At 69.1% G+C, this 10,152-nt stretch carries 7 protein-coding genes and 1 pseudogene; 2 read left to right on the forward strand and 6 right to left on the reverse strand.

Annotation, left to right across the window (positions count from 1 at the left end; genetic code table 11):
• The first annotated feature begins 54 nt into the window (after positions 1-54).
• On the forward strand, positions 55-756 hold the full coding sequence (locus AB0I16_RS35470; RefSeq protein ID WP_363253807.1) for a DUF1963 domain-containing protein: 702 nt from the start codon (positions 55-57) through the stop codon (positions 754-756).
• Between the two features lie 227 nt (positions 757-983).
• Here AB0I16_RS35470 and AB0I16_RS35475 read toward each other — a convergent pair whose 3' ends face one another.
• Entirely contained in the window at positions 984-1,565 is a 582-nt protein-coding gene (locus AB0I16_RS35475) for a CGNR zinc finger domain-containing protein (RefSeq protein ID WP_363253808.1), read from the reverse strand.
• Positions 1,566-1,668: 103 nt separating this feature from the next.
• Here AB0I16_RS35475 and AB0I16_RS35480 point away from each other — a divergent pair, with 103 nt between their 5' ends.
• Positions 1,669-2,847, forward strand: a complete 1,179-nt coding sequence (locus AB0I16_RS35480) for an epoxide hydrolase family protein (protein ID WP_363253809.1) — start codon at positions 1,669-1,671, stop codon at positions 2,845-2,847.
• Positions 2,848-2,960: 113 nt separating this feature from the next.
• Here AB0I16_RS35480 and AB0I16_RS35485 read toward each other — a convergent pair whose 3' ends face one another.
• The 5 genes and pseudogenes from AB0I16_RS35485 to AB0I16_RS35505 form a co-directional block, all read right to left on the reverse strand.
• Entirely contained in the window at positions 2,961-3,350 is a 390-nt protein-coding gene (locus AB0I16_RS35485; protein WP_363253810.1) for a DUF6009 family protein, read from the reverse strand.
• 154 nt (positions 3,351-3,504) lie between these two features.
• Positions 3,505-5,097, reverse strand: a complete 1,593-nt coding sequence (locus tag AB0I16_RS35490) for a phage/plasmid primase, P4 family (RefSeq protein WP_363253811.1) — start codon at positions 5,095-5,097, stop codon at positions 3,505-3,507.
• A complete protein-coding gene (locus tag AB0I16_RS35495; RefSeq protein WP_363253813.1) occupies positions 5,094-6,209 on the reverse strand; it encodes a bifunctional DNA primase/polymerase in 1,116 nt (371 codons plus the stop codon). The genes AB0I16_RS35490 and AB0I16_RS35495 overlap by 4 nt, the downstream gene beginning before the upstream one ends.
• Positions 6,210-7,850: 1,641 nt before the next feature.
• Positions 7,851-8,477, reverse strand: a complete 627-nt coding sequence (locus AB0I16_RS35500; protein WP_363253812.1) for a GrpB family protein — start codon at positions 8,475-8,477, stop codon at positions 7,851-7,853.
• 1,369 nt (positions 8,478-9,846) lie between these two features.
• Positions 9,847-10,152: pseudogene (locus AB0I16_RS35505) on the reverse strand (hypothetical protein); the annotation flags it as partial.

A 10,152-nucleotide genomic window follows, 5' to 3' on the forward strand; every position in this document is an offset into this window, starting at 1 on the left:
CGTCCAGCCGGTCGTGACCTCGATCGATGGACGGCCCCGTGACTGCAGACGTCGATGGAACACCCGAGAAGAGCCGCATACGGCGCATGCCAACCCCTCGTGGCTCGGATCGGCGGTGAACCCATGCTGCCGCGCGGTGTGCCGCGGCCGTCCGAGCACTTCGTGGCCTCCGTCGATCTCGCGGCTCTTCCGTCGGGCGCCACCGGCCTCCCGCTCCCCGACGACGGGCACCTGCTCCTCTTTTCCGGTACCGATATGCAGGGCATCGGGGGGCAGGTGGCCGACGCGGTGCTGTACGTCCCGGCCGGGGTTCCGACTGCCCGGAGTCCCCTCGGGCACAGCTGGCGCGAGCCCTACCGGCCGCGTGAGCTTCGCACGGTCTGGCACCAGCCGAGCGCGCAGATGCCGGAGAGCTTCGCTCTCGACAGATGGGGCAGCTTCCCCGAGGACGAGCAGTTCGAGCTCGCCGATGAACTCAGCGACGCCTGGGCGCACGTGGGTGGCCACCGGCCCGCCTGGGCCCTGCAGATCGGCGGCCACCCGGTCTCGCCCCAGAACGACCCCGTCCACTACGCCCGTGGTCCCGCAGACACGGCTCATGGCGAGGGCGTTGACGACTGGGCTCTCCTGGGCAGCTGGAGGTGCGGCGAGGACGTCACGGAACTGGACTCCGGCGTGGCCCACTGGGTGGTCCGCCGCCGGGACGTGGCGGACCGGCGCTTCGACAGGGTCCACCGCTACGTCGAGATGGCCTGACCGTGGGGACACAGGGGCGGTCGGCTCCCACGGCGCTCATCGGCTGCCATTCCGCCACGCCCAGCCGGTTCGTGTCGTCCTGTCGTTGTGTCGTTGTGTCGTCACCATGGCACTGCGTGGCTTGTACAGCAGGTAGTGCCCCTAAGCGACTGAAGCGACTGAGTCCTTGTCTTGTCTGGCATGTGCTCACGGGAGGCGCAGGCCACTCGGATGTACCGAGGTAGCGATCACTCCGCTGGAGCTGGAGCGGAGTCCTTGCGCCGGTTGGCGTTGAAGCGCGCCTTCTTCTGTCGGTTTCCGCATGTGTTCATGTCGCACCATCTGCGGGTGCGGCTTCGGCTGGTGTCGAAGAAGGCGGCTCGGCAGGTGGGCGACGCGCACAAGGCCAACCTTCCGTCTCGTTCGCCCGCGATGACGCTGATCGCGTCGGCGGCGATCACGCTGAGGGCATCCTCCACACGGGAAGGCGACCCGAGCTGCCACAGCCGCTCGCCCTCGGGCGTCAGGATCGCCGCCGTCCGCCCCTGAGCGCTGCAGTCATTGATGACGCGGACAGCGGAGGCGGGGAGAGCGTCCTGGATCGCGGCTGCTGTCGCGGCAGCGTGGATCGACTCCCTCAGTTCCTTCGCCCGTTCGAGCTGGGCGGTAGTGCACGAGTCGACCGCGAGGCCGTACACCGCCAGCCAGTCGACGAGGCGGTGCGGCGCGGGTATGCGCTCCACGGCGTCGCCATGACGCTCCGACAGGGTGCCCGTGAAGCTGGTCGCCAGCACGGTACCGAGGCGAAAGTCAGGGAAGCCGGCACGCATGGAACCACCTTAGCCGGTTGCCCGCGGGCGTGAGGACATAGTAGAACCGTCATAGCCGGTTCACGGGAGGTCGTGGCCGGTTCCGCGACGGCCAGGAGGTCTCATGCCCCGCCCGACCAGCGACGTACGCGTGCACGCATTTCGAGCCCACGCAACCGACGCCGACCTCGACGACCTGCGCGCCCGGCTGGCCTCGGCGCGGCTGCCGGAGGCCGAGACGGTCCATCGAGCCGCGTCTGGCCGTCGCCGATGGGAACAGGGCGTTCCTCTCGCCGACCTCGTCGACGTCGTGCACTACTGGCGCACCGGGTACGACTGGCGGTCGTTCGAGGAGCGCATCAACGGAATCGGCCAGTTCCGTACGACCATCGATGGCCTTGGAATCCACTTCCTGCACCGGCGGTCCGCGCGTGCGGATGCCACTCCTCTGCTTCTGACGCACGGCTGGCCGGACAGCATCGCCCGGTTCGTCGACGTCGTGGACGAGCTGGCGGACCCGGACGACACGGACGCTCCGGCGTTCCACGTCGTGGTCCCGTCGCTGCCGGGCTTCGGTTACAGCGACAAGCCGGCTACCACCGGCTGGGGAACCGAGAAGATCGCGGCTGCCTGGGTGGAGTTGATGGACAGGCTCGGCTACCGCAGGTTCGCGGCCCACGGCGGCGACTGGGGAGGCAATATCACCACGGTCCTCGGCGGCAGATTCCCGGCGCACGTCCTCGGCATCCACACCACGTTCGCGGAGGGCCCGCCCGGATTGACGACGGACGGGCTGACGGCGACCGAGCGCCAATGGGTCGAGGAGAGCCGCGACTTCTGGCGCCACCGCGCGGCGTACGCGAAGCAGCAGGCGACCCGACCGCAGACCATCGGATACTCGCTCGTGGACTCACCCGTCGGGCTTCTCGCCTGGATACTCGACAAGTTCGCCGAGTGGTCGGACACCGAGGACAGCCCGTTCGAGACGATCTCCAGAGACCGCGTTCTCGACGACGTCACCCTGTACTGGCTGACGCGGTCCGGCGCATCGGCCGCCCGCATCTACTACGAGAGCCACAACTCACTGGACCCCGAACTCCGGGTCGACGTCCCTTCGGCGATCACCGCGTATCCCCGCGACGTCGAGAAGTGCCCTCGCCCCTGGGCACAGGAGCGGTACCGGCACATCGTCCGATGGAGTTCGCCCGAGAGCGGGGGGCACTTCCCCTCACTGGAGGTTCCCGCCTACTTCGTCAAGGATCTGCGAGAGAGCCTTGCGGCAGTGCTGAACGCCAAGCGGTGACACCAAGCGGTGACACCAAGCGGTGACACCAGTCGGTGACAAGCAGTCGGTGACAAGCAGTCGGTGACATGCAGTCGGTGACATGCAGTCGGCACCGGCGGTCCTCGGGGCTGTCACGGGCCGGCGGACGTCATCTTCGACGTGCCCTGCGAGCGCGGGGTCTTCTCCCCCACCTTGCCCGCGGCGATGGTCCGGGGGTCGACCGCTTCGAGGGGGGAGCCGACCCGGTAGGGGCACTCGGGGTCGTCCGGCTGGTTGGGGCGGTCGTGGGGCAGGAGGTAGAACGTGCGGCGGGCGAAGAGGCCGCTGTCGGCGCTGCGCGGGGCCTTCGGGGCGAGGTTGGAGTAGCCGATGAGGCGACCGTCGCGTTCGTAGCGCGGTTTGCCCTTACGGGTGTTGACCTTGTCCAGGGCCTGGCGGACGTAGTCCAGGTCGGTCGGGTCCTCCAGCCAGACGACCTCGGCTTCCTGGGCGAGATCGCCTTCCTGCGGGATCGCGCTCATCAGGCCTCCTGGGTCTGGGCGGCCGGGCAACGGCCTTCGGGTGCGGCATTCACGCGGCTCGGCTTCCCGGGCGTCCGGGCGGGCCGGCGGGGCGAGCATCGTCCATCGTACGGGTGGCTCGCGGCCTCGGTCGGGGCCGGAGCGTGGCGGTCCCTCACGATGCCCCGCTTCCTCGGTCGGTGTCGCCGCCCTCGGGGAGCAGGGCGAGGCCGGGGTACAGCTTGGTCGCGTTGTTCTTGATCATTTCTGCGGGTGAGGACAGGCCGAGTTCCTGCCGGATGCGGCTGGCGAAAGCACGGCTGGTGGAGGGGCGGATGCCTTCGTCGGCGCACCAGCGCCCGTAGGTCTCGTACAGGAGTTTCTGCTCCACGCGCAGGTCGGCGCTGGTGCCGCCGTTCGTGCCCCTGGTGCAGCACTCGGTGAGGAAGCGGCCGACGTGGTCTTCGGTGGTCTCGTAGGCGGCGGTCGCCACCCGGACCGAGGCGGGGCCGGTGAGCGGGTCGCGGGTGGCCAGGTAGTGCTTGGCTCCCTCGATCAGCCACTGGAGGATGCCGGGGCCCTCGTCGCGTACGAGCTCGGCGGCGAGGTTGTCGATCTTGCGTTCGTCGGGCACGCTCCGTTCGAACGGGATGATCCGCATACGCCGCCAGAACGCGTAGCCGCCGGTGCCGACCTCGGGGCGGTGGTTGCCCAGCAGCCACAGCTTGTGCGTGGGGGTGAAGGTGAAGAAGTTCTGCCGCATCCGGCGGGCGGTGATGGTGTCACCGCCGGTGAGAAGCTTGACGCGGGCCTCGTTGAACTTGTCGTTGGGCTTCAGTTCGCTGCATACGACGATGCGGCGGCCGTGCAGCTCGGTGAGTTCCGTGGAGTGCTCGGTGAACTTGCCCTTCTCCATGAGGAATCCGGGCGGCGCGGCGTTGGCGTAGTCGCCGAGGATCTGGGTCATCACCTCCAGCAGTACGGACTTGCCGTTGGCCCCGGAACCGTAGAGGAAGGGCAGTACCTGCGCGCCGACGTCGCCGGTGATGGAGTAGCCGAGCAGCAGGTGCAGGAAGCGGGTGGTCTCCAGGCCCTTCTCGTCGTCGCCGAAGGTGTCCCGCAGGAAGCTGTCCCAGCGCGGGATCGGCATGGCCTGGGGGGCGACGAGGGTGGCCCGCGAGTGCATGTCGGTGAGGGGGTCCGGCTTGCGCAGGGTTCCGGTCCTGAGGTCCACGACGCCGGCGGGGGTGCACAGGGCGTAGATGTCGCCGTCCAGGACGTCGGGGTCCAGGCGCAGGCCGGGCGCGGCCTGCGCCTGGAACAGCAGGGCCTTGAGTCCCGAGGTCGATTCCGAGTGCCGGCGGTGGGCGGCCAGCGCGCGGTCGCTGAACCGGCCCGTGGGGTCGTGCTCGGCGATCTGCTCGGCCATTTCACCGGCCGCCCAGATGGCGGCTTCGTCGCCGCCGGTGAGCTTCCAGCGGTACTCGTCCCAGGAGTGCCAGCCCATCCCGATGACGTAGCGGAACTGGTCGCGGTAGAGGCGGGCGAACAGTTTGGCGTTGCCCCGGTCGGTCAGGGAGGTGGGCAGCAGTCCGGTCTCGGGGGGCGCGGGGGTCCCGGAGGCGGCGGGAGGGTGGTAGGCGTCCGTCTGCTGGGCCGGGAGGCTCGGGAGGCCGGGGTGCGTGTCCGGCATCGCGAGGTCGAGGCTCTGTTGGCGGATCTGTGCGGCGGCCGCTTCGGCGTCGAAGCGTGCGGGCTCGGCGCTCATGAACGTCCTCGGGGGTGGAGTGGGCGCTGGGCGCCTGCAGACAGAGCGGACTCGATGATCGTCAGGTTGCGGCCCTCTTGGGCGGGGCGGGCGGAGCGGGCCGCCTCCAGGAGCTGTTCCCGCACTGCCTCCCGGTCCAGGTGGCCGCCTTGGACCAGGCCGCCGGCGGTGTAGGCGGCCCGGTTCAGTTTCTCCGTGAAGCTCGCCCCCTCCGGGGTGGCCGCGCAGGCGCTGACCTCGGCGAGGAGGGGGTGCAGGAGGCGTTCGGCTCCCTTGGCCGAGCGTCGGCGTCGGCGGGGGCGAGTCGGGGTTGGGGATGGATCTGGGGTTGGGGATGGATCTGGGGCTGGGGCTGAGGATGGCGCTGGGGATGGGTTTGGGTTTGGGGGTGCTTTTGTGGTTGTGGGTGTGCTCGTCGTCGTAGCGGGGGCAGGGACGTGCCGGGTGCGCGCGAGTTCCTCGGCGAGCCATTGGGGCAGGGGTGCCGGGTGGCGGGCCGTTCCCACGGGGCGGTAGCTGCCCGCCGTGGTCCTGGTCGCGGGGGCGACGATGTAACCGTTGTCGGACCGCACGTCCACCTGCCAGGCCAGCGCCGTCTTGGGGCTGGACCCCGTGGAGGAGCGGTAGCGGATCGTGGGGTTCGGGTTGCGGTACCAAATGTGCAGGCCGCCGGAGGGCGTGCGTACGCGCAGGGTCCCGGTGTCCTCCGCCGGGTTGGGCCGACCGCGGAGGGCTGCCAGGAGCGCCAGGGTGTCGAAACCTGTGGCCAGGCCGTCCAGGTTGACCTGCGGGGCGATCGGGATGCCCGGCAGGAGGCGGGAGCGGTCGGGGACCTGCGTGGCATGGGCGTCGACGTCCAGCACGACCAAGTCCGCGGGCCCGCAGGAGACGCCGACCCCGAAGCGGGGCTGGGCCTGCCACCAGGCGTCGATGCGGTCCATGTCGGTGGTGGCGGCGTGGAACCCGTGACACCAGCGGCCCGCGGCCTTGCACGGGCACGCGGTGGGGCTGTGCGGGTTGTCTTTGCACGCCTGGCAGTTGGCCGGCGGGACCTTTTGCTGGGGCGCCAGGGGGTGGACGGGCCAGCCGGCCTTGGCGCACCAGCGGGCGATGGCGTGAGCGTGGGAGTGGGGGTGGCGGTGGGGGCGTGCCGAAGCGTGTGCGGGGGATGCGGGGGTGTGGCTGTCTTCGGGGTGGTGCGCGAAGCCCGGGGCCGGGGCGGGGGGTTGTGCGGGACCGTGGGCGTGTCCGTGTGCTTCGTGGCCGTGCCTGGTCTCGGCCAGGGCCAGGGCCTCGGCCGAGACCGTTGGCTCAGTCGAGGGCTGGCGGGTCAACGGGGCATCCTTGTCACGGTTCGTGCGGTTCTTTGTGCGGTCCTGCAGGCGGGGCTATGAGCGTTTTTCGAGCGGTCCTGCAAGCGGGTCTGTGGCGTTCTTCGAGCGGCCTTCGTGGTTCCTTGAACGTCTGTCGTCTCGCGGGAGCCGGCCCAACTGCCGGGGGCCTTTTTCGGTGGGGCCAACGGGTCTGAAGGGACTGAGGTTTCGGGTTTGCGGCACGAGCGTAGCCCACCGGCGGGGCAGCGTCAGCACAGCCCTGGCGTGTCGGAGGAATTCGGTCCCGTCAGTCCCGCAGTGGGCAGGGGCAGGTGGACCATCCTGTCGTTCTTTCCTGTGCCGGTTCAGTCCCGTCATCTGGGGCGGGACTCAGTCCCGTTGTACATCATGCCTGGTCAGAGGGGGGTTTCCCTCTTTTACGGGACTGACGGGGCCGAAGGTCATAGTTATAAGCTGCTCAAGCGTTCCGACTCCTCACGTGTGCGCGCGCGTGTTGGAGTGTTCTGAGCAGAAGATAACTAGCAGGGTTGGTCCCGTCAGTCCCGTGGATTTGGCGGATGTGTGCTCTGACCTGCGTTTTCTTGGGGTGTCCCTGTACGGGACTGAACCGTACGGGACTGAACGCCGCCGGGCGGGGGCCCATAGCCTCCCCTGACCTCCGCCTGGAGTAGTTGTCCAGCGAATGGGTGAAGTTCGGTCCCGTCAGCCCCGTTGATCCCGTCCTCCTGCCCGCAGGTAGACCAGGCCCGGGAGCCCCTCCCCGCGTCAACCCGTACGGGGTGACGTAAGGGCGAAAAACGGGCATAACGAAACACTTCTCTTAGAACGGTAGAAAATCCGAGGCCAGAGAAGGGGGGTAGGAGCGCCGAACGTGATGCGGGCGGGGTGATGGGCTGACTGGTGTCGAGATCGCCCATCAGTGGGCCGTACAGAGCTTTTTGCTCTGGCTTTTCCCTCAGGGGCGAAGGCAAGGGCCTGCCCGTGGACGTCTTGATGACGGACGGCTCACGGGCGTTCGCGCGGGAAACGGAGACGGCGAAAACTGGCAAGCATATCGCTTTAGGTCGTCTACGCCAAGGACCTCGCGATGTGGCGCAAAGAGAAAGGGCGTCACTCCCCCGGACGACAACTCGCTGATGGCCGAGACGCTGCCCATGCGTTTCGGGACGCTGCCGGCGGATGCCACGCGCAAGTTCGGGACCTTCGACGTCCGCTGACGGATCGGCGCTCTCGTCACTCGTCCCTTGTCTGCTGATGGCGGCCGGCTATTACGCCGTAATAGCGGTGCGTGTTCAGTCTGCACCGAAGCCGATCCGGGTAGCTCTCCCCCGTCGCGTCCATGCCTGTGCGGCGCGCCGCGTGCCGCGTGCCGTGTGTGCGGGGAGTTGTGGTTGCTTGCGATCGGCCTCGGTCCTTTGCCTACGCGTCTGGTTCGGAAGTGTCCCCCGCCATCGCCCGGACGAGGATCGCGGCTACGACCTCGGACTTGGCGTCGGCGTAGTTCTGCATGTACTCCCAGGACTGCCGGGACAGGGACCGCTTGGCATCGGCGTACAGCTTGCGGTCGCCGCTGTCCGTGCGCAGCCGGTCGCGGAAGCGCAGCATACGGATGGCTTCCTCGCAGTCCGCGGGCAGGACGTGCAGGTTGACCGCTTCGGCGCTCGGGCCCAGGCCGTGCTTGCGCAGGAGGCGGTGCTCGTACCACTCGGGCTCACGGATGACGAGGGTGTAGTCGAGGTCCTCCAGGAACGGTACGTAGCGTGCCTCCTCGCCGGGGTCGGGGAGGGTCAGGAGGATGTCGATGACCGGCTTGGCTGGCAGGTCCGGCACGGACATGGAGCCGACGTGCTCGATCCGGTGGCCGACGTGGTGCAGGCGCTCGCGCATGCGGGCGGCCTCCTGCTCGAAGAGCGCGGGCCACTGGGGGTCGTACTCGTGCAGTGTGACCTGGCCGTTGAGCTTGGGCGGTCTGATCACGTGGGCCGCCTCGATCTCCTCGGTGGTCATGGGGGTGCTCGGCGCTATCTTCTCGGGCCGTTCGGACATGGGAGCTCCCGTATGTGATCTGTGGCCCTGGCCGAAGTGGGCCAGGGCCCGTGACGATGAATCAATGGCCCGCACGGTCAGCCCCTGCTGACGACGGACCCTCATCTTCCCCGCAGCCCGTGCTCTCGCGTGCCCGCACGCAGCGTTTCCTTCTGGGCTCGGTTGGGTGTGGTCGGCTCCTGCCCCCTCCGGCGCTCGATTATTACGGCGTAATAGCCGAGCGACGCTACTGCCTGAGCCCGCCCCGCCCTGTGACCGGAGGGTTCGGCCACAGGGCGGCGCTATTACGGCGTAATAGTCGACGGAGCCGGAGCCGGAGCCGGGGGAGTAGGTGGCGGTGTTCGTGGCGCAGCTGCCCAGGGCAATGGCGCGGCGGTCCCTGCCGCAGCAGCTGCGGTAGATCTTCACTTTGGGCGGCTTGGCACGGTGGTGTTCTTGGGCATCAGGTCCCCCCGGGTGGTCCAGTGAGTGATGGGGTCCATGAACCGTCCTGTTGGTGAAGCGTTGGCTCCGGTGCTCCGGTGCTCCGGTGCTCCGGTGCTCCGGTGCTCCGGTGCTCTGGTGAGGTGTTGGTCGGCTGTCCTCTGCTGGCTTGTCGGTCCGAGGCACGCCAGGGCCGCCCATCTGACGGGGCCTCGGCGGCTATTACGTCGTAATAGCCGCCGTCGGTGTGATGGTTCCGGAGGACGGTCGCGGCTCCTCCGCGGTGCGTGAGTGGGGTGCCGGCTATTACGTCGTAATAACCAGGGGAGCCGCCGTCCTGCGTCTGCCGACGCATCCGGGCTCCAGCCTCCACGCATCCTGTGCGGCGACCGACCGGTGTCGCGCCACCATCTCTGCGAGGGGCCGACAGTCACGCGCCGCTATTACGGCGTAATAGTCGGCCGAGGTTGTGATGGCCGCAGGGGAGTGGCAGCGGCAGGGGGCAGCGGCTCGCCCCTCCGTTGGGAGCCGAGCGCTCGGTATTACGGCGTAATAGTGCGGGGCGCTGGCCATCCGGCGGTGGGCGTCGCTGGGTGCCAGTGGCACGTTCAGGCTGCTGCGCATTCGGACTCGCCGGACCCCGGTCGGCCTGGGGGAGAGCAGGCGGGGCTATTACGGCGTAATAGTCGGCGAGGCATGCCGGCTGCGGAGGGGGGCAGGGCCAGCGGTACGGGTAGCGGGCGTTTCGGCGCCGGTGGGAGTGGAGCGCGCTCGGTATTACGGCGTAATAGTGCGGGGCGAGCGGGGCCGGGCTGCGTACTCGGGCCCGCGTACGGCTCAGGGCTGCGCGTGTGCCGGTGGCCGCAGGCCCTCCTGACAGGCGGTCAGGGCAACGGTCGGGTATGGCCCGCGACCTCGCCGGGGCCCGGCGGGCTGCGGTCGGCGGCTAATGAGGGAGCCTGAGCGCTATTACGGCGTAATAGCCGTCGAGGGCGTGCTGGCCGGCGATGAGCCGGAGCGGCCCGGCTTCCGGGGGAGCGGTGCGGCGGTTATTACGGCGTAATAGCGCGAGGCGAGCCGGGCTGGGCCGCGTGCTCGGGGCCGCGTACGGCTCAGGGCTGTTCGCCTTCCGGTGGCCGCTGCTCCTCCCTGACAGGCGGTCAGGGCCGAGGATCGCCTGCGGGAAGTTCGTGAACCGCTTGCCGTAGGGGTAGACGACCATCGGGACCACCGCGACGGGCGCCAGCGCCAG

The organism is Streptomyces sp. NPDC050703, assembly GCF_040654435.1.
Classification (GTDB): domain Bacteria; phylum Actinomycetota; class Actinomycetes; order Streptomycetales; family Streptomycetaceae; genus Streptomyces.

What these genes read in the sequence shown, in the direction of transcription:
- AB0I16_RS35470 (WP_363253807.1), top strand. Translation starts at nt 55, where the DNA reads ATGGAACACCCGAGAAGAGCCGCATACGGCGCATGCCAACCCCTCGTG.
- AB0I16_RS35475 (WP_363253808.1), bottom strand. Translation starts at nt 1,565, where the DNA reads ATGCGTGCCGGCTTCCCTGACTTTCGCCTCGGTACCGTGCTGGCGACC.
- AB0I16_RS35480 (WP_363253809.1), top strand. Translation starts at nt 1,669, where the DNA reads ATGCCCCGCCCGACCAGCGACGTACGCGTGCACGCATTTCGAGCCCAC.
- AB0I16_RS35485 (WP_363253810.1), bottom strand. Translation starts at nt 3,350, where the DNA reads ATGAGCGCGATCCCGCAGGAAGGCGATCTCGCCCAGGAAGCCGAGGTC.
- AB0I16_RS35490 (WP_363253811.1), bottom strand. Translation starts at nt 5,097, where the DNA reads ATGAGCGCCGAGCCCGCACGCTTCGACGCCGAAGCGGCCGCCGCACAG.
- AB0I16_RS35500 (WP_363253812.1), bottom strand. Translation starts at nt 8,477, where the DNA reads ATGTCCGAACGGCCCGAGAAGATAGCGCCGAGCACCCCCATGACCACC.